General features: G+C 55.6%; 13 protein-coding genes and 1 pseudogene. 9 read left to right on the forward strand and 5 right to left on the reverse strand.

Annotation, left to right across the window (positions count from 1 at the left end; translation table 11 throughout):
- From M1136_12390 to M1136_12425, 8 genes and pseudogenes are all read left to right on the forward strand, one after another.
- Positions 1–841, forward strand: an 841-nt coding sequence (locus M1136_12390) for a hypothetical protein (protein ID MCL5076423.1), incomplete at its 5' end; no start/stop codon positions are given.
- Between the two features lie 12 nt (positions 842–853).
- Entirely contained in the window at positions 854–1,174 is a 321-nt protein-coding gene (locus M1136_12395; GenBank protein MCL5076424.1) for a hypothetical protein, read from the forward strand.
- A gap of 84 nt (positions 1,175–1,258) precedes the next feature.
- A complete protein-coding gene (locus tag M1136_12400) occupies positions 1,259–1,951 on the forward strand; it encodes a hypothetical protein (protein ID MCL5076425.1) in 693 nt (230 codons plus the stop codon).
- A complete protein-coding gene (locus tag M1136_12405; protein ID MCL5076426.1) occupies positions 1,939–2,316 on the forward strand; it encodes a hypothetical protein in 378 nt (125 codons plus the stop codon). The genes M1136_12400 and M1136_12405 overlap by 13 nt, the downstream gene beginning before the upstream one ends.
- Positions 2,317–2,536: 220 nt before the next feature.
- The gene (locus M1136_12410) at positions 2,537–2,797 is read left to right on the forward strand and encodes a 2Fe-2S iron-sulfur cluster-binding protein (GenBank protein MCL5076427.1); all 261 of its coding nucleotides are present in this window, start codon (positions 2,537–2,539) and stop codon (positions 2,795–2,797) included.
- Between the two features lie 82 nt (positions 2,798–2,879).
- Entirely contained in the window at positions 2,880–4,574 is a 1,695-nt protein-coding gene (locus M1136_12415) for an FAD-dependent oxidoreductase (protein MCL5076428.1), read from the forward strand.
- A gap of 18 nt (positions 4,575–4,592) precedes the next feature.
- Positions 4,593–5,183 (forward strand): annotated as a pseudogene (locus tag M1136_12420) (DNA gyrase subunit A).
- A gap of 237 nt (positions 5,184–5,420) precedes the next feature.
- Complete coding sequence (locus tag M1136_12425; GenBank protein MCL5076429.1) at positions 5,421–7,919, forward strand: DNA gyrase subunit A; 2,499 nt, start codon at positions 5,421–5,423, stop codon at positions 7,917–7,919.
- A 7-nt stretch (positions 7,920–7,926) separates the two neighbouring features.
- On the opposite strand, the gene M1136_12430 is transcribed toward M1136_12425, so the two are convergent.
- On the reverse strand, positions 7,927–9,030 hold the full coding sequence (locus tag M1136_12430) for a tetratricopeptide repeat protein (GenBank protein ID MCL5076430.1): 1,104 nt from the start codon (positions 9,028–9,030) through the stop codon (positions 7,927–7,929).
- A 193-nt stretch (positions 9,031–9,223) separates the two neighbouring features.
- On the opposite strand from M1136_12430, the gene uvrC reads away from it, so the two are divergent.
- Positions 9,224–11,083: an excinuclease ABC subunit UvrC gene (gene uvrC, locus M1136_12435; protein MCL5076431.1), complete on the forward strand. Its 1,860-nt coding sequence runs from the start codon at positions 9,224–9,226 to the stop codon at positions 11,081–11,083.
- Here uvrC and coaE read toward each other — a convergent pair.
- From coaE to M1136_12455, 4 genes are all read right to left on the reverse strand, one after another.
- Entirely contained in the window at positions 11,067–11,663 is a 597-nt protein-coding gene (gene coaE, locus M1136_12440; protein ID MCL5076432.1) for a dephospho-CoA kinase, read from the reverse strand. The genes uvrC and coaE overlap by 17 nt on opposite strands.
- A 643-nt stretch (positions 11,664–12,306) precedes the next feature.
- Entirely contained in the window at positions 12,307–15,216 is a 2,910-nt protein-coding gene (locus M1136_12445) for a glycosyltransferase family 39 protein (GenBank protein ID MCL5076433.1), read from the reverse strand.
- A 319-nt stretch (positions 15,217–15,535) separates the two neighbouring features.
- Positions 15,536–19,339 carry a glycosyltransferase family 39 protein gene (locus M1136_12450; protein MCL5076434.1) on the reverse strand — a complete coding sequence of 1,268 codons (3,804 nt, stop codon included), beginning with the start codon at positions 19,337–19,339 and terminating at the stop codon, positions 15,536–15,538.
- Positions 19,317–21,147, reverse strand: a 1,831-nt coding sequence (locus M1136_12455; GenBank protein ID MCL5076435.1) for a hypothetical protein, incomplete at its 5' end; no start/stop codon positions are given. The genes M1136_12450 and M1136_12455, both read right to left, overlap by 23 nt.

The following is a 21,147-nucleotide window of genomic DNA, read 5'->3' on the forward strand; positions in this document are numbered from 1 at the left end:
GGCCTATACCGCTCAGACCTGGGACGAGCTGAGCAGTTTCTACTGGTACGGCTCAAGGGCCTATGACCCCAGCCTGGGGCGCTTCCTCAGTGCGGATACGATCGTGCCCGACTACAAGAACCCGCAGGGCCTGAACAGATATAGCTATACCCTGAACAACCCGCTGAAGTACAAGGATCCCAGTGGAAACGTGCCAGTAGTAGCGCTATGGGGGATTCCTCTCTACTACTGGCTTATGGCCGGGGGTGCTACGGCGCTCACCGTATCTGCCCTGCAGCTCAGCCAGCGCCTATCCCAGATGGAGTTGCCCTCGATCGAGCTCCGTAGTCCAATTGAGGGATTGCAGACCCTCCTTGGCTCCGCACCTCGGCCCGATAAAAAGCAGTCCCGGGAGATACAGCGGATGCTGAACGACCTCAACACTTCAGGTAGTCCGTTCTGGATGCCGAGTGGGGGTGGCAACCTCGATCCAGAAGCGAAGAAGTTCATAATAGGAATGCTGTTAACCACCATCTTGGGAACAGCAGTAACCAATCTTAAATACGCAAAGAGCCTATCCCAGCTAGTAACCGAGGGGATCCCAACACCTACACCGACCCCAACGCCAACACCCACCTCCATTCCTTTAGATTATGACATGCTCATCCCCACGGCGATGCCAAGTCCAGAGCCGTCACCCCCGGTTGACCCCTGGGAATCGGAGTTTACCACTGAGCATGGGCGGTCACCTACCTTCGATGATCTCCTTGACCGCTTGTGGTCGTTGCAGTTCCTGAAGGAGACTGGCCGGCCACCCACTCAGGAGGACTGGGAGAGACACTGGTACGAGACGCACGGGTGACGAGGTGGGTACATGTGGCGTGTTCTAGAAATATATGGTCCTGTAACAGCCCTCATAACCTATGGTCTTGTTATCGTAGGATGCGCTCTCTGGTACTGGCTTTTTAGCAGCTACCATAAAGAGAGAAGGGGGCTGTTACCTCTAGCCATAGGTACGGTTTCTTTGATCCTAACCCTCCTATTAGTTTTCTGCCCGCCTATCCTTGACTGGTTTATCAGTATACCACCGGAATCGCTGCTGAGCAGGTTGATTGATGTGTCCGCCATCGTGCTAATAGTTGGGGGCATAATGGGGAGTCTTCTAATATTCCTCTTTGGAAAAAGAGTGCCGTGAATAAGCACGGGGGAGGGACAAGGCCGGGCAAGAGATAACCTAGGCCCTCGTTAATACCATAGCTGGGTCTGGGGACGATCCCCCTTGTGCTGTCCTGATCCCAGTGGGCACCAACCTCCTCCCGATTGGGTGAATGCCTTCTACCAGGAGCACGGGCGCTGGCCCACCGAGTCGGACTGGCTGGAGAAGCTGTGGATGGACGCCCATCCTGGTGCTGATTGGGTTGGCAACTACAACGAGAGGATGGCTGCTGTGCGTGGGCTGCTTGAAGGGCAAGGCATAGAAGGACTGGCCTACAAGGTTGCTGCGTTTTCAGGGTCGGTAGGTTGGGCTATGACCGAAACGGGATGGAACTGGTTGAATGACCTGCTGGGTGTGCTGGCCGGGCATTTAGGAGGGGGAAAGGCCAGGTACGAGGTTCACAAGGGCGAACTAGTGATTGTTTGGGAGAAGGTGGGAGGACCAACCGCGTGGGTCATGGAGGGGCCGTTCAACGCTGAGGCTTTGACTCTAGGACACAATGTGCTGGCGAGGCAGGAAGTTCCTCTGGGCAGCGAGCTGCATCGCCACGAGATAGGCGGCCACGTAGAGGACTACGATGTGCTAGGTCCTTTCTTTTTGCCGCTTTATGCGGCGGGCGAGGCCAGTGGACACGTTTTACAGAAAATCTTCCAAACAAAGGTTGGAGGTCATGCCCTAAACCCACTGGAAGTAACTGCCAACCTTCGCGCTGGTTTACCTCCACTGTACCCGAGTGGGGGGTGGTGGCCCTGGTGAGGCATTGGCTGTTTTTCGCTATTCTGCTGGTAGCGGTAGGGGGATTCACGCTGACTAGCTGCGACCCTGGTGTAGGTATTACCTATGAGAATCAGACCAATCGAACGATCGCTATCTACACGACTAGGCACGGGTATACAGGGATGCAGGGAAAGCTCCCGCCGTACGAAATTCACACCTTCAGCACACTCATGTCCAGGGATGTAGAGCCGTATCCTATCTTATTTGAAGCCAAAGATGAGGAAGGCAATGTAGTCTGGAGTGAGACGCTGACCTGGAGGGACTTGGAGAAGCGTGGCTGGCGCATCGTGATAACCGGCCAGACCCTGACACCCACTCCGTCCCCACAGAATAGGCCGCCGTAGAGGAGACCGACCATCTGGGGAGCATGGCCTTGGCTACCGATGCAAATGGCAACTCGCCTTGACCAGAAGCTCCACCCGTGATAGCATAACCACGCACCATGTAACGAAGTGCTGTCTGAGAAAATCGATCCCGAAAGCCGGAGGTAAGAACTGCATGAGGTCGGCGGAGATCACCATCCATGTTCAGCGGTTTAATCCTCAAACAGATGAGGCACCAACAATGAGATCCTATGTAGTCCCCTACGAAGAGGGGATGAGCCTCCTGGACTGCCTGGTCAAAATACGAGAACTGTACGACCCCAGCCTGGCCTTTCTCTACTCCTGCCGCTACGATAATAGTTGCAAACTCTGTCTTGCCTCCGTCAACGGCCGGGTCAGCTATCTCTGCCTCACCCCAGCCGAGGATGGGACGCAGATAAGGCCCGTGCCTAAGGGCAAGATCATCCGTGACCTGGTAACAAACATAAGGACGATGACCTAACCCAACGTCACGGCACGATAGAGGTCACATACGTTCAGGGACGAACACATTGGATACGCTAACACGCTCGTCGAGGTGAGATATGGTCAGTAATTTTAAGGCACCGTCAGCCACCACAGATGTGTTGATCATCGGTTCCGGTGCCGCAGGGATCTTCGCCGCTTTCGACGCGGCTGACCGTGGGGCAACAGTAACCATCGTAGATAAGGGTTGTGTCGGGCGGTCCGGAGCCACTGTGACAGGGCTCTACGCCGTGTGTGCGGCCTTGGGTCATACCGATCCAGAGGATAACTGGAAGGTTCATTTCGAGGATACCATGCGCGCCGGCCATTACTTGAACGACCCTGCCCTGGTAGAAGTATTCACCAAAGAGGCGCCGGAGCGCATGCTGGAGTTGGAGCGTTGGGGGGTACCTTTTGTTAAGCAAGGGAATAAGTTTTTGCAGGTCACAGCTGCCGGTCACACTTACCGCCGCGCCCTTCACGCCGACTTCGCCAGCGGCAAGGCGATGATCGATGGTCTTCTACGTCAGCTGCGACGCCAGCGCGAGATACGCCTCATCGAGCATACTTTTATCACCAAGCTCCTTACGCATGACCGGCGAGTAGTTGGTGCCCTTGGCCTCAACCTTACCTCCGGGCAGATGGTGGCACTGGCCGCTAAGGCGGTCGTTCTGGCTACCGGCGGAGCGATGGAGCTCTACCCGGAAAACACAGCCCCCCGTCCTTTAACAGGCGATGGCTATGCTCTGGCCTATGATGTAGGGGCAGAGCTGCTGGATATGGAGTTTGTTCAGTTCTTCCCCGTAGGTCTAGCATATCCACGAGGATTAGGCATTAATCGCACCATCGGTGCCATGATGCGTTACCGCACCGGTGGTATCCTGTGGAATCGGCTGGGCGAGCGCTTTATGGCCAGATATGACCCTGAAAAGAAAGATCTCAGCACAAGGGATATCCTGGCCAGAGCCATCGCTACCGAGATTAGCGAAGGACGAGGGACGGACAGAGGCTGTGTCTACCTGGACCTCTCCATCTCAGGGGAGGAGACACTATGGAAGGAGTACGGCCACTTCCTAGAAAAGCTGATGCGAAGCGGAGTCGGCGTGATCCGCGGACCAGTGGAGGTAAAGCCTATGTGCCACCACTTCATGGGAGGGATCAGGATAAATCCCCAATGCGAAACAACCGTCCCCGGATTATTTGCGGCCGGTGAAGTCGCTGGCGGTGTGCATGGAGCCAATCGGTTGGGAGGCAACGCTCTATCAGAAATTTGTGTATTTGGTGCCCGTGCCGGTACCGCTGCCGCTGACCTTGCCAATACAGCGAAAACGATACCACTTGATGAGGCCGAGATCAGACACGAGGAGGAACGTATCACCGCTCATCTGAGGCGAAGCGGACCGAACAAATCTCCAACCTCTATTAAGCGGAGATTGCAGGAGATTATGGCCCAGCGTGTTGGGGTCTTACGCGACGAGAGCAACTTGAACATGGCCCTGACTGAACTGCGGTCTCTCCGTGCCGAACTCCCACGAACAATCTTTGTTGATCACTCTCTAATGTATAATATGGAGCTAATGGACCTGCTGGAACTGCAAAACATGCTGACAGTGGCTGAGATGGTCACCAGCGCCGCCAAGATGCGAAGGGAGAGCCGGGGGGCGCACATCAGAGTTGATTATCCCGAGACAGAAGCTCAATGGGAGAAGAACATTTTCGTCCGTAAAGGACCTTCTGGCAAGCCAACCTTGGAGACGAGGCAACGACCGAAGTAGAGGGATTTCGTCAACACTATGGAAATTGGTTTAGTTAAACCGATAAAGATCGAAGAGGAGATGAAGGGCGCCTACCTGGATTACGCTATGAGCGTGATCACCGCTCGCGCCCTACCGGATGTCCGTGATGGGCTGAAGCCGGTCCAACGCCGCATCCTGTATGCGATGGACGAGCTCAGTTTGCGCCACAATAGCCCCTATAAGAAAAGCGCCCGTATCGTCGGTGAGGTCTTGGGCAAGTATCATCCCCACGGTGATGCGCCAGTTTACGAAACAATGGTGCGTATGGCCCAGGACTTCTCGATGCGCTATATGCTCATTGATGGACAAGGAAATTTCGGTTCCGTTGATGGCGATCCACCAGCCGCCATGCGCTATACCGAGGCTCGCTTGGCCCCGCCGGCCGATGAGATGCTGGCCGACCTCGACAAGAATACAGTAGACTTTGTCCCTAACTTCGATGGTACACTCAAGGAACCAACCGTCATGCCGGCGAGGATTCCTCAGTTACTTCTCAACGGCGCTACTGGCATCGCCGTCGGCATGGCTACCAATATTCCTCCACACAATCTCAATGAAATTGTGGAGGCGCTTGTCTACATCATCCAACAGATGGAACGATGCGTCGAGAGTGGTATCCCCTTCGAGGTTGTTTGGTCTCGTGTCCTACGTACACCGCTTGATAGCCAACTCCTTAGTGGCGTTCTGAAAAAGATTGATCCAGCGGTGTTGGCTAAAGTCCGCACCTTGGCTGAAAGGGCGGGCAAGCGTCCCTCAGAGGAAGAGCGTATCCGAGCCCTGGTATCCGTGGTCGATGAGATGATCAGCATCTCACCTGAAGACTTAATGAAGATCGTTAAGGGGCCAGATTTTCCCACCGCCGGCATCATTCTAGGACAAGAGGGGATAAACAGCGCCTATACTACTGGTCACGGCCGCATCACCATCAGATCTCGGGCTCATATCGAGGAAGTTAAGGGTGGACGGTATCAAATCATCATCACCGAATTGCCCTACCAAATCAATAAATCCAGTCTCCTGGAGAAGATCGCCGAGATGGTGCACGATCGCCGCCTTGAGGGTATTTCCGAGCTGCGCGATGAATCCGATCGAGAGGGGATGCGCATCGTCGTCGAGCTAAAGCGCGATGCAGCCCCTAAGCAGATCCTCAACCAGCTCTACAAGTACACCGCCATGCAATCTGCCTTCACCGTCAACATGCTGGCCCTTGTGGACGGGCAACCACGCGTGCTTAATCTAAAGGCTATGCTCCTGCATTACCTGAACCATCGCCGCGAGATCGTCACCCGCCGGACCGTCTTTGATCTGGAAAAGGCCCGCCAACGCCTACACATCCTAGAAGGTTTGAAGATTGCTCTAGATCATTTGGATGAGGTCATTGCCACGATTCGTAGAGCTCAAGACGCTGACACCGCTCGAGTGGCCCTAATCAAGAACTTCCATTTGAGCGAGATTCAGGCCCAAGCGATCCTGGATATGCAGCTGCGCCGACTGGCTGCTCTTGAACGCAAGAAGATAGTGAACGAATACGGGGATACCATCAAACTCATCGCCCACCTCGAGGATGTACTTGCCCATCCTGTTAAGATACTCTACCTGATCCGGGACGAACTACTGGAGATCAAGACCAAGTACGGTGATGCCCGGCGAACAAGGATAATAGCCGAGGAGGCTGCTGATTTCAGTGACGAAGATTTGATTCCGGAACAGGAGGTGGCCATCATCATCAGCCCTAAGGGCTATATCAGACGCCTATCAAGCGATATCTATCACCCCCAGCGCCGAGCCGCCAGGAGCAGCCCCCCCCGGGTGAGCTGGCGTGAGGAAGAACCTATCCAAAATCTATGTATTGCCAATACCCATGACAATGTACTCTTCTTCAGCAATCGCGGCCGAGTATATGGGCTGAAAGCCCATCAAATCCCCGACAGTAACCGGCAATCTAAGGGCGTCCCTATAGGCAACTTGCTCGCCCTTGGGGAACAAGAAACGATTGTGGGCAGCGTAGCCCTTTCCACTTCCGATGGCGATGGTTACTGTCTTCTGATCACGAGCGGCGGACAGGTCAAACGTGTCGCCCTCAAAGAATACGCCTCCACTCGCCCCGCCGGAATCATCGCCACCGATTTACCAGATAGAGACGAGCTGGTGAAGATGGTGCTTACAAGTGGCCAGGATGAAGTGATCATCGTCACCCAAAAAGGGCAGGCGCTCAGGTTCCGTGAGGAGGAAGTGCGTCCCAGCAACCGCACCAGTGGAGGAGTGCGCGCCATTAAGCTCCAGGCTGGGGATAAAGTAATAGGGATGGACGTAGTGCGCCCAGGCCTGGCACTCTTAGTGATTACACGCAATAGGTATGCTAAACGCGTAGCCTTGAGCGATTTTCCCACCCACGGGCGGGGTGGCGGTGGGGTGCGTGTGGCCAATATTACGGCGAAGACAGGTTCCATCGTTGGAGCAAGCGTCGTCTGGACGACCGATGAATTGATCATCACTCTCTCGGAAGGATCAGCCGTACGTCTCCCGGTGGATAGTATCCCGCTGATGAGCCGGACAGCACAGGGAACGGCACTGGCGGATATGGGCGAAGGTAAAGGCATAACCTCCCTCATCCATCTTAAAGGGCCAGGAGCGATACTTACAGAGGAGCCAGCGCCTGAAACGGATAGAGGACCGCTTAAGAAAGCGAAGACGAAGGGAAGCAAGATGGCCTCAACGAAGGCGCCAACTGACAAAAAGGAGAAAACGGCAGTCGCTGCCACCATTCCAACCAAGAAGACGGCGCCGACTAAACCAGCCGCAAAGCAAACCAAAAAAGAGGAGATCAAGGCAGCCACGGCGACTGTCCCGCCCCAGAAGACGATACAAGCCGAACCAGCAGCTAAACAAACCAAAGCGGAGAAGATGAAGGTGGCCACAGCGACTGTCCCAGCCAAGAAAATGGCGCAGGCTAAGCCAGCAGCAAAGCAGGCCGGAACGATGCCCACAGCACCAGAAAAGAGCAGGAAGGTTGCGCCCGGCGAAGCAGCCGGCAGGGCCAAGAGCCAGTCCAGGGCAAAGACCGCTGTGGCTAAAGCCACTCCTGCCACGTCAACGGCCTCAGCTCAGGTGAAACCCAGCCAGGGACAGGTTCAGAGGCGATCTGAACCGAGATCGCCTCAGCGGGCCGCTGCCGCGGAAAAACCGCCTAAGACCTCACCCCCAGATTCACCGAAGGTCAAGCAACCCGCAAAAACGAAGGGGAAAAAGAGACAAGCCAAGTCCAAACAACTGACGTTGTTCGGTGCCATCACCGCCGCCTTGCGTAAAACAGACAAGAAGTAACCCGCGCTCACTTTTTCTCCAGCGCCTTCAAGCCCTGCTTGGCCAACTGCCGATTAGGGTCAATCTGAAGAGCCTTGTTGAATGCCTCCCTGGCCTCATCGTAGCGCTGCGCCATATACATACACCAGCCCAGCCCTTCATAGGCTTCCGCCCGTTCGGGCTCCAAACGCACTGCCTCCTGGAAATAAGGGATGGCCAGGTCATACTTCTCTTGCAGATAATAAGACCATCCGATATAACTCTGCGTTCCAGCTCGCTTCGGATCCAATTCCGCCGCCTTCTTAAAAGCGACGACGGCCTCCGCATATTTTTTCTGATCATAGTAACTGAGCCCGATCCCTTCAAAGCCCTGGGGATTATTTGGTTCCATCTCCGTGATCTTCTGAAACTCCCTGATGGCCTCGTCATAGCGCATCATACGCCTGTAAAGCGCAGCTAAAGTTAGGCGGAAGTAGGTCATATTCGGCTGCAATTCTATGGCTTTACGGTATTCCGCCTCCGCCTCCTGAAATTTACCTACGGATTGTAGGGCATAGCCATAAGCACGGTGGCTATCAGCACTTTTATCGTCCAGATCAACGGCTCTCCTTGCCGCTACCATAGCCTTCTCCAACTGCCCGCTATCGGCGAGGGCTTCGGCCAAGGTTGCGTGGGCTAAGGCCAGCGTAGGGGCCAGCTCCACAGCTTTCTGCGCGCTCTCACTGGCCTTAGAATACTCTTTATTCCAATCATAAGCGAGCGAGAGGAGAGCACGATATGTAGCGTTATTGGGCTCAAGCTCCACCGCTTTTTGCAGCTTAACGACAGCTGCGGCCGTCTGACCACGGATATATAAGCACTTGCCCCAATAGGCATTCGCCTTGGCACTATCAGGTTTCAGTTGTGCCGCACGGCTGTAGTTCTCCATCGCCTCATCCACTTTACCCTGGCTCAGCAGATCATCACCCAAAGCGAGGTAATCGGTCTCCGCTACCGTAGCTGTGGGCGTAGAGCGAAGGGCCTTCTCCTCCAAAGGCGTGCTCATCAGGCGATACACCCCGAAGAGGGCGAGAACGAGGATGGCTATAACAGTAACGGCCAAGACGATGTTCACCGACCTGCGCCTATACACGGATTATCCCCCAGCCACAGGGTATATCTTGGAGAGGTTGGGCATGTCCAAGATGTCGCCACCTTGATCATAGCCGAGGACGGCCCGCTTGTCAATTTCACCTGTTAGTAATTTGCTAATCTCTCATCCTCTTTATATAATCCTTTTAAAGGATATTATCTGAGCGAGTTGTTCTCCCCTAGAAAGAGCTCCTATGGAGCGGCTACAAATAGACAAACAATTAAAGTCGCTGCCCAGTAAGCCTGGAGTCTACCTTTTCAAGAACGAAAGAGGCGAGGTCCTCTACGTCGGTAAGGCCAGCAAGCTTAGAAACAGGGTCCGTTCCTACTTCCAGAGTCAAGGGCAATCGCTTAAAAACCGGCTGATGATCCCTCAAATCGCAGACTACGAATTCATCGTCACCGATTCTGACCTTGAAGCACTCATCCTCGAATGCAACTTTATCAAACGGCATCGACCCAAGTATAACGTGCGACTGCGCGATGACAAGAACTACCCCTATTTGCGGATAAGCCTGGATGAGACATGGCCACGCGTCTACATCACCCGCCGCTATGAAAGGGATGGTGCCAGATACTTTGGACCCTTCGCTAGTTCTAAATCTGTCCGCCGTACGCTTGATTTGTTGAAAAAGTTGTTCCCCTATCGCTCTTGCAAGAGACCCCTTACCGGCACCGACAAACGGCCGTGCCTCGACTATCACATTCACCGCTGCCTGGGTCCATGTATCGGGGCCATCGGGCGCGAGGAATACTTTTCCGTGATACAGCAGGTCTGTCTCTTCCTGGAGGGTAAACAGGAACAAATTATCAAACAGTTGCGCGAAGAAATGAATAAGGCCGCAGGGTCTCTCCAATTCGAACGAGCCGCCTTCCTGCGCGATCAACTCCGAGCCATAGAAATGGTCGTCGAACATCAGAGGGTCCTCTCCACGGCGATGCACGATCAAGACGTAATTGCCCTGGCGCGCAACGACGGCGAAGCATGCGTCCAGGTGTTCTTTATCAGAGGTGGTAAGCTTATCGGACGAGAACACTTCGTCCTTGAAGGGACCCAGGATGAGGATGCCCGAAGGATAATGGGCTCCTTCGTCATGCAGTTTTATGATCGAGCAGCCGACATCCCTCCCCGTTTGCTATTGCAGAGTGAGTTGGACGAGCCAAAGGTGATCGACGAGTGGCTACGAAATAAGCGTGGGGACAAGGTAGTCATTCGGGTACCCCGCAAGGGTGAAGGAAAAAAGTTAGTAGACCTGGTAGCCGAAAATGCGGCCGAAGCGCTGGAGCAACTCCGCGCCCAGTGGCTGGCTGACGAACAAAAGACACGGCTGGCCGTGGAGGAGATAGCCAGGTATCTTAAGTTGCCTGCACTACCTAAACGGATCGAGTGTTACGATATCTCCAACATCCGCGGTACCTCAGCGGTGGGTTCAATGGTGGTCTTTGAGCGGGGACAACCGAAGAAGAGCGAATATCGCCGTTTTCAAATAAAGACGGTTCCCGGGGCCAACGATTATGCTATGCTCCAGGAGGTGCTTCAGCGCCGTTTCAAACGAGCCGTTAAGGCAAGTAGGTCGCTGGAACCGGATAGCCAGACAACGCTCATCCCGGATAAGACCGACTGGGGAATATTGCCGGATTTGGTAATCGTTGATGGCGGTAAGGGACAACTCCACGCCGCTCTGGACGCTATGAAAGAGTTGAATATATCCACTGTGCCCATCGTGGCCATAGCCAAGGAACACGAGGAGCTCTTCACGCCTGACTGTGTGGAGCCGATCACCCTGCCTCCCACCGCACAGGGCCTGTATTTCATCCAGCGCATCCGTGATGAAGCCCACCGCTTCGCCCTGTCCTATCATCAGGCAATGCGCAAGCGGACAACCTTCAGCTCCCTCTTAGGGGAGATACCAGGCGTTGGACCCAAGCGGAAGGCCGCTCTACTTAAGCACTTCGGCACCATCGACGCCATCCGCGAGGCAAGCATCACTGAAATCAGTCGCCTACCAGGCCTAAACAGGTCCGTGGCCGAAAACATCAAGTGTTACCTGTAGAACATTCTCTAGTCCAGGCTCGCCATACCTGATGCCAAGTCCTTTCCTTTGTTCCACTGTTGTCGATAACTATATCGGCCAAACGCACCTTCTCTTCGGGTGGGGACTGGGCCTTTATGCGTAACCAGGATTCTTCGGTCGTCAGTCCCTTTTGAGCCATCAGACGAGACAGCTGCTGCTCCGGATGACAGGTTACGACCCATAAGGAGTCGCAGCGCTTATACAATCCACTTTCGATCATCTTAATCGCCTCTATGACCACAGCGGTAGCTTTAGAGGCAGCGATCCTGGATTCGATAATCTGGATTACCGCCGGATGGACGATTTCCTCTAGCCTCTTCAGGGCAGCGGGATCAGCAAAAACCATACTCCCCAGAATGGAGCGGTCGATCGTCCCATCAGGCCGTAAGATTCCTTGCCCAAATTGAGCTACTACTGCTCGCCAGACATCTGTACCGGGAGCCATCACCTCGTGGGCTATCACATCAGCATCAATTACCTCAGCACCCAGACGCACCAGCATCCTTGCGACAGTGCTTTTGCCGCAGGCGATATTCCCCGTCAATCCGATTACACGCACTGCCCCGCCTCCCCAAATAGAGCCACGAACTGGGCTTAATTATAAGGAGCGCACTGTAAAATAGCGATAGGGTCGCTGCAGGGGTCTGGGGATGTGCCCTCCTGCCGCAGGAAGGGCTACCTTGAATCCGCCGAAGGCGGATTTGGGGACAGATACTCATCACCCTCTCATAGCCGACGGCGAATCGTCCTGCTAACCTCGGCTTTGTTTACGCTTCTTCTCCTTTAGACGGTGCTTCCCCCAAGCCATACGCTTTCGTTTGTTCATTTTTAAGTGCCCTCACCCCCTGTCCCCCTCTCCCGTCCCCCAGGGGGGACGGGAGAGGGGGAACTAAACTAGGGCAGAGCCCTAGAACCCTCCAAGTAGTGGGGCTGCGCCCTCCCTCCTTGACCTCCCCAGCTCCCACTGCGCGGGTGGTATAATAGACTAGGGCAGAGCCCTAGAACCCTCCAAGGATCCTTCCACAGAAGGACTCCTTGACCTCCCCAGCTCCCGCTGCACGGGAGAGGGGGAATAAAGGGGGAATAAAATGGGGATATCCCAAACCCCCACCTGCGGCGGGCAGGCCAGCAGAAGGACGTTGTCTCTCTGCACACCCTATCACTTTCAAACCCATGAGCTTTTCCCCTCCACGTTCCCCAGCTCAGCGGACTTCGACCAGTACTGGCGCCAACAGGAGACGGTCTCCTAGGGAACGACTATCCTGACCATAGACCGGTAGACGTTGCCCCGTGACGGCATCGTACATGCCGATCTCCAGGCGGTATTCGCCAGGAGGTGCCCCGGCCTTGACGGCGATCTCGTAGCGATCAATGATGACCTCACCCCTCGCCCAGGAGGTGGTGGGGCGAGCGCCACCCACAGGGCGATCATCCTTTTGCCCCCAGATCCGCTCCTGCGCATCCAAGAGATGGGTGAATACCGTGTAGCTCGTCTCCATCTCTCTGATAGCCTGCCAATAAAGGGTCAGCTCCAGCGAACCGCCCCCCTTTACAGCCACCGGAGTGAGGTCATAGCCCAGAAACTGGACAGCCTCCCCAAACCTGGCTGTCAACTGGTTCTGGATCGGTGGTATGGCGAAGGTCCGCTCCAGCGCCTCCATCTGTACACCATCCGGCAAGGCGATCTCATCCAGTTCTTGTCCGGCAAGCACAGCCCGCAGTGGCTCTTCACTGACAGTCTTGTACAGAGCCACCGTCAGATGATAACCTCCTGGTCTGACACGAGCCCCCACCAGGACATCGTGTTCATCGCGGACGATCTCCCCTGCCTCCCATTGTACCGTTGGATACCGACTCCGCACCGGTCGCACTGCCTCCTCAAAAGCGACGGTACCCTTCTCATCCCGCCCCCTCACTAAAACAGTATAGTCTTCCGCGGGTTTGCCAAGCACCTGCCAGAAGAGAATCAGACGAATCGCTCGTCCTGGTAACACACGAGCGGTTTCCAGGGTGTATCCAAGAAGCCTGATCTGTTCTGGGGACCTCTCATCAGGCCGAAAGGCGGCCTCCATCCTCCTGCCGATAGGTAGACGTGCCGGGTCAGGGGGCGAGATGGCCCTGGCGATGTGAACGCTAGCCAATACCAGTTGGTTGCCCTGGTCTCGTCCCGTTGCCCCCTGAATGCCGAGGCGCGCTCCACCCCCTTCCGGGTACATGCCTATGACAATATTATACGTATCAGGAACGGCATCGGAGGGGATGGGCAACGTATGACGATCGATCACCACCTCGCCCTGGTCCCAATAGGAGGTAGGATAATCACCATCCCCTGGGCCGCTATTCCTTTGGCTCCAGATATGCCCATCTTCGTCTACCAGGTGGATAAAGATAGTGTAATCCTTGAGTGGGGCTCGCCTGGCTCGCCAATAAAGCGTTAGGGACAGGTTTTCACCCGCCCTCAAAGTGCCGTCCAGATCGTAACCCAGCAGTTCGATCTCCTCTCCCAAACTCACCCGCAGTGAATGAGAGGGCGCCGGAGGACTTTGCAGGCGCGTTCCAGCTGGTATAAAGTAACTGCGGAAGACTGGACGCCCATAAGGGTCTTCCACCGTAGGGCCGGAGTTCCCTTGCGGAAAGTATCTTCGGATACGACCAGGGTCCGGGGACACACCTAACAGGTAAATGACATCGGTCGAAGCCGTCTCCGGCAGGGGCAGGCAGCTGGCTGGGAAGGGCCTGACCATCTCCCAGTGTTTGGTCAAGAAACGAACGGTGGGATGATCCCTGGCCAACGGTCCAACATAAACACGGGTGGAAGCAGGCAGCTGATTCAGGTAATCGGCCAGGGTTACTTCGGCCACGTTGAAGGCATCCCCCGTGTCGGGTCGCCCAGCCCACCTTCCAAAGTAGTCCCTTGCCGTCCACCCGCCCTCGATGACGGCGAGCAGCACTACCGCCGCCATACCAGTGGCTTGCAGGATACGAGCCTTTTTAGCCAGGGGTAGCCATTTCTGTAGCTTATCCCAGGCAGCGACCATGGCGATAGCCGGCAAGACAAAGAGCAGCGGTAGGACTCCAGCAGCGCGGAGAGCGTGAGGGGCACTATCGCTCAGGATAGATGGCGTCAGCATCACCGCAAGCCACAAGAGACTTAAGCCATACTCCACCTGACGCGCTCGCCACACGGCCAACCCTAGCCCCACCACAAACAATCCCCCCAGAAGAGGATCGAAGACGGCTCGCCCCGGCAGGTTGTGACGCGGGTTAAGATCACCCTGCCAGAGAAACATCCCCAATGTTTTAGCGATGTTTCCTGTAAGCACAGCTGACCAGTCGGCGCCGGCCCGCACCGCATTTAACAGAGAGACCTGCTCAGCCCGTCCAAGAAAATCGGTTGGATGGGCCCAAAAGTAGAGGACCAAGGGCGCAAAGACCAAGCCAGCGACAATGAAGCAGAGCAATACCCCAGGTATACGGCTCGGCCAGGATATCACTTTCCGATGGGTGACCAACCAAAGAAGGACAGCCACCGCCAGCAGCGGCGGCAGCAGCCGGGCAGGCGCATAGGTATACAGGCTGAGCCCTAATGATACACCAGCCATAATCCAGCACCAAACCCGGTTTGATCCCAGTGCCTGCCAAAGAAAGTAGAGGGCAAGGGCCCCCAGGAGCGGCAGGGCTACAGTCCGCAATCCTAGGCGGCTGAGGGATACGTGCCAATACGAAATGGACAAGAAGATAGCAGTCAAGACAGCTACTCGACGACCAAATAGGGCCCGAACCATAAGGTAGGTGGCCGGCACGGTCAAAATGCCCAGGATTGCTGCCGCCAGCCGGATGGCCGCTGCCGTAGGGCCAAATAGCTGAAAGACCGTAGCTACAACATAAGCGAAAAGGGCTTCCCGTCCATTGTTACTGGGCAAGAACACTGGCAGCCATCCAACCAGAATACGCTGCGCGTCCAGGCCCTCGGCCGCCTCATCCAGGCTAAGCCCTGGGGGAATAGTATCTATGGCGTAGAGACGTAACGGCGCTGCCAGCAAGAGGATGATGGTCAGCAACAACCCTATCTCCAGCCAGCGTAGCCTGGTATTTGTTATCAGTGCCCTCACCCCCTGTCCCCCTCTCCCGCTTCGGGGAGAGGGGGAAGAATAAACTAGGTCGAAGACTCTTCGAGGCGGAGCCCTAGGACCCTCGTTTGAATACCCTCATCCCCCTGCCCCCTTCGCCCTTTGGGAGAAGGGGGGATAAAGCGAACCTGGGGGACACCCCCAGTGCCCCTGCCAGAGAGGGTGAGCCCTCTCTGGACTCTCCCCCTTGTCTTTAGGGAGAAGGGGGGAAGGGAAATTGAGGATATCCCAAACCTCAGTCCGCCGTAGGCGGACCTTCGGCAGATGCACCCCCATTGTGAAAGTCCCTGTCTAAGGACAACTACTGTTCCACCTTTACCACGCCTAGAATCAGGTGGTCCGCCTTAACCTTTCCTTCCTCATCCAGAATGGGCAGGCGTTGCATACTGGCGGACTCGTACATCCCGATTTCTATCCTGTATTCCCCAGGCGGTGCCTCAGCCTTGATCGGTAACTCATATTTATCAATCACGACTTCGCCCGCTGCCCAACCAGAGGTCGGTAAGGCACCATCGCCAGGTAGATTATCCTTCTGTCCCCAGATATGATTCTGCCCATCCAAGAGATGGACGAAGACGCTATAACTTTTATCCATCGGACCGATTGCCTGCCAGTATAGCGTCAGATGCAAATTCTCACCGGCCCGGGCAGAGATTTTATCGAGATCGAAGCCGAGGAAACGTACCTGATTCCCCAGGTTCGCCACCTGGGGATGAGAGATCGGTGGTATAGTAAAATGGCGTGCCCGTGACTCTACAGTCAGCGAACGCAACACTACGTCCTGCGGCAACAGGCGCCACTTTCCCTTAACATCAACGAGGTTCAGTCCCAGACTATAAGTGCCGGCCGGCACCTCTGCCCCGACAGGCAAATCGTACTGTCCCCGTACAATCCAACCCTCCGGCCAAAGAATCGGGTGAAACCCAGCGTTGGCCAAGTAGGTCCTGTGCTGCACCAATGCCTTTCCGCCCTGGTCAAGTATCTCCAGAACGAGGTCATAGTCACGGCTTAAGCCTGGCAGCTTGCGCCAGAATAACGTCAGGTGGACGCTATCGCCCACCCTCCCTGACCAGCTCTCCAGATTATAACCGATGAGCTCCAACTGGTCACCCAATTTGACCTCAAGCCAATGCTGCACACCCAAATCACGCTCCCCTTCCCCCTGTACCTCGGCCAAGCGCACCGCCCCCAGTCTGATCGCCGTGCCCAAAGATTTTCCGGTGGCATCGAAGACCTCCAGCGAACGTAGGGTAGCCAGGGGATAAAGGCGAACCTCCAGGGTGTATTCTCCCGGTGGGGTCCCCACAAGCGGGCGGAGATTGTGTTGATCCCGCACTACCTCGCCAGTATTCCAAAGGCTCGTCGGATAGAAACCATCACACGGCTGGTCATCGGACTGCCCCCAATTATGTCCCTGCGCATCGAGCAGCCGGAGAGAAACCCGGTAGTCGGCCTTCATCGACGAAAGCGCCTGCCAGTAGAGGGTGATGGGTATCCCGTCCTGTTGCGATGTGGCGCTGACCTGGGATTGATAACCGAGTAATCGCACCAGGTGGCCAAAAACTGCCTGGACCGGTTGTAGCGAGGCCTCATCCAGGGAGACGGGCGCTTTACCCTTCTTCACTATGATTGGGCCGATCAGGATGTTCCGATCAGTGGGTGAACCAGTTGTACTCAATACTGGAAGAGGCTGGCCTTCGGCGCTCACTCGAAGCTCGAGCCAGTACAGCCCCGGGGCCGTGCCCGGTGGGACCATTAGACTGTGACTGGACTCGAACACCTCACCCTTTGAAAGGTTCAGGGACAGGCGGGCCACATGTCTCCATAGGGTGCGCTCCTGGGCCCGGATGTATTCTGCCGCAGCCACCAGGCGAGCAGCCATCTGATATTCCCCATATACGTCTTGCTGCGCCCGATAGTAAGCAACGAGCGACAGACGTTCACCCGGAGCAGTCGTCAGCGAATCAATGTCATAACCAAGGAAGGTGAGTCGGTCACCCATCCTGATGCCGGCCGTATGTCTATGTGCCAGCGGCGCGTGAATATCTGCTGCTACGGTCTGTAGTCCCAGAACCTCCCTGCCTGTCCCCCCCGGGTTCCATGGATCGATCCAACGAGCCATGACCACCATCACGATGCCCACCACGATAGCCACAACGATGACTTCCCCTATAGTCGTCTTTTGCTCCAGCGTATGGGCTACGACCGTCTCCTCCTTTAGCTGTCTAACGCCTCCAATCGTCAGCAAGGCCAACACGAACAGGCTGACGATAGAAATACCTCTGGCCATTGAGCGTAATGGCGTATCACCGAACCTTATCTCGAGGAAATGTTCCCCAGCTGGTACGTTTACTACTATCAGCCCGGTTGCCTCCTGAGGCGCAATAGGCACCGACTGGCCGTCCAGCCGTGCCTGCCAGCCCGGAAAGAAAAAGAGGTTCAGCACAACCTCGCTGTCTTTATCCGCCACAAGGCGCAAGCGCTTATAGCTCGACTTATCAGTGAGCACCTGCACTCTAGCGCCTTTGCTGGTGCGCACTAGGTCGATCTTGCTTCGCCAGGGATAAGTGAGCATGACTGATGAAGTCCAAGGACGTTCCCTAACCCAGACAGGCAAATACTCCTGACGAGCCGTAGTGCCGATGCTGCTGCTCAGGTATTCATACTCGAATATCCGTGGTGGGCCGATATCGGATTCAGCCAATTCGAGACGTTCCGGCCGCAGGTTGAGCGTCACCGAGGCGATCAGGGCCGCCCCTATAAGCCAAGGGCAAAGGACAACTAATTTCGTCTTTCGTCTCAGCAGGAAAGGCAAAGAGCCGATGATGATGCTCGTTCCCAGACCAGCCAGCCCAAGCAGACGCCAGGGGAACTGAATGAGAGGCATCAAGGGCACGCTACGCCAGACCAGGGCTGAAGAGGGGAGCATCAGGAAGATGATGACTACCAGCGCCACCGCAAAAAACCAGAGCGCTAGCAATCCCTGGGCATAGTCTCTCTCGACCTTTCGTTCTTCAGCCTCACACCCTCCACTTGCTGGATGAGATGGACGGGGATTAAGGGCGTGGGCTAGAGTCACAGCCAACAACAGGAGCAGGGCGATACCCACGCCTACGGCTTGGGCCAAACCGAGGTGGAAGGGTAATCCTTTACTGCCCAGGGCATCAAGGTTATAGTCATAAGCCAGATCCAGGGCAAAGAGCCTGCTGATGGGTAGAAAGTGATTTCGGTAATCAAAATAGCCGGTCGTCATGCCCTCCAGCTGGACGTAAGAACGCTCTCCCAGGGCCGGCCACCAGAAGAAGGCGCTGAGCCCCAGCCCCAAAAGGATGGCCAATAGAGACGCCCCCACCCTGAGGTAGGGTGGAAAGGCTTGGGTGTGCCCCAGCGCTTCTCCCCTGACCAATGCCAGCAGGTCGAAGGCCACGAAGGCGAGTAGCAACGGAGTGAAGACGAAAGCTGAGATGTTGTGGGTGAGGATCAGCGCTCCATAAAGAACGCCGCTCAGAACAATGTAGCGATAGCGCATGGTGGTCACTACCTGGTGAAATGACCAAAGGACAGCTGGGAAGAGAGTGTAGGCCGTAAATTCTCCCAGCGCATCACCGCGGGCATATACGTTTACGAGATGAAAAGGGACGTAAATATAAGCGATGGCAGCCAGAAGGGCAGCACGCCGTCCCCACAGGCCTCGAGCAAAAAGATACATGAATATTCCGGAGGCAACCAGGGATAGCAAAGCCGTGAGCTTCAGGGATAGAAGGAAGCCAAACCCAAATAAATGAAGGAATTCGGCTATATAGTAGGCCAGGGGAGCATAAAAGTTCAAGAAGGGATAGCCATAACCATAGGCAAAATCAGGCGCCCAGCGGGGGTACCAGACCCCGTCACGAATACCTCTATCCAGCTCGAGCAGGCGCAGAATGAGAAAAGGACTATCACCATAGGCGTGCGTCCCAATGAAACCGGGGGCAAGAAGAGGATAGGCCACCGGCAGGGTCAGGAGCAAGAGCGAGAACCAGTTCAGGTCTATTCTATGCTTCACGCGCCCCTTTTCTTCGCCGACCTCCGACTTGTATCTATCACTCAGCTGGCTTAGTTCCAACCCAGACGCTCCCGAGAAGCAAACGGTCACCTTGTAAAGCCAGGGCCAACTCCTCATCCAGGACCGGAAGACGCTGCTCTGTACGGCTGGGATAGACGCCCACCTGCAAGTGGTATTCACCCGGGAGGGCTTCCGCGCCAAGCCTCAAGGTATGTCTATCGGTGACGGCGTGCCCTGTTACCCAGCGCGTCGTCGGAAAACCGCCATAGACTGGGACACCATCATCCTGGGCGACGAGTCGTCCGTTTTTATCTAATAGATGGACAAAGATGGAGCAATCCTCGTCTATCTTACGTAAAGCCTGCCAGCGAAGGCTCACGGTCAAGGAATCGCCCGGCTTGAGCCTTGTCTTACTCAGAGTATAGCCCAGCAAGAGAAATTGACCATTGAAATCAACCCTTAAGGGGGTAGGATCAGACAGCACAGCTATCTCCAAGCGATCATCGCGAGGGATCAGCCAACCACCTAGTAGGGGAACATCACGGCCCATTGCATCGATAAGACCAAGGGTGAGATGCGAGACGGTAGCCTTGCTTGAGGACAGGCGAACCTCACGCCGCTCTCGCACGAGTTCACCGGGCACCCAGGCACTTGTAGGATAGCGCCCCCCCAGCCGATCTGCCGGCCCTGAAGCATCCCCATCTACTCCAATGAACATCCTGTAATCCGTATGAAGTGGGCGGAGCGCCCGCCAGTATGTTGTCAGGCTCAAGCCATCGCCAGACTTCCGCACCAGGTCATAGCCCAAAAGCTCCACGACATTGCCGAAATTACGGTGGAGGGGGAAAGCAGCTGGCAATAGAGGATAATCACAGCTGATCACCTGCACCGTTCCGAGTTGAACGCTATCACCCTGAGACGACCCATCCGTCCCCAACAGCGGCAGGCGTCGCCAAGTCGTCGGCGTTGGGGTTTCATAGGCTCCCACCTCCAGAGCATATTCGCCCGGTCGGGTGAAGGGTAACACCATTAGCTCGTATTCGTCGGCTATCACCTCTCCCTGCACCCAGCGATTGGTTGGGTAGTAACCCTTCACAGGCACACCGTCCCTTTGCCCCCAAATCCGTTTTTGAGCGTCAATGAGGTGCACGAAGACGTTGTAGGACCTATCCATGCGCTCCAACGCCTGCCAGTAAAGGGTAACATGTACGCTGCCACCCGGCTCTGCCTTACTCCTCGACAACTTGTAGCCGAGTAGCTTCACCTTATTCGCAAAGTTAGCCCCAACCTGCTTCATGGCAGCAGGCATTTGGAAGTCCGGTTCAGAGCACACCTCGACAAGAGGCCCGGCTGGGCGAAGCCGGTAACGACGGGCAATCTCCGGGTCATAGCGAGTGAGATAGACCACTCCCCGGGCCAGATCACCCTCAGCGCGGCGCAGCCAGGGAACTATCTCACCCTCGGGATGGACATATTTTACCTGTAAATCCGGACGTAGCCCCTCTACCAACTGGTAGTACCAAAGTATTGTGGCGTGCTCCCAATCCGCCATGATGACGGCCTCCTTTTTGGCGTTTTGCAGTGCCCCCATCCCAAAGCGCTCAGCGGCACGATCCTGGCTGTAGTCAAGTCCAGGCCAGTTTCTGATAGCCATGTGCACAGGAAAGGTCAACAACAGCACCGCCAGCAGTCCAGTGGCCAAAGACACAGCATAGTTCACCACTATGCCCGAGAGCGATCGCCCCACCAGCCCTACACCTCTATAAACCATTTTCAGCATGAGTCCCCCAGCTACACCAATCCAGATGGCGAAGATAAGATAGGACGGAATAAGATAATCGGTGATCACCGGAGCACGGTAGGTAAGC

It is taken from the genome of Chloroflexota bacterium (assembly GCA_023475225.1).
Taxonomy (GTDB): Bacteria; Chloroflexota; UBA6077; order FW602-bin22; family JAMCVK01; genus JAMCVK01.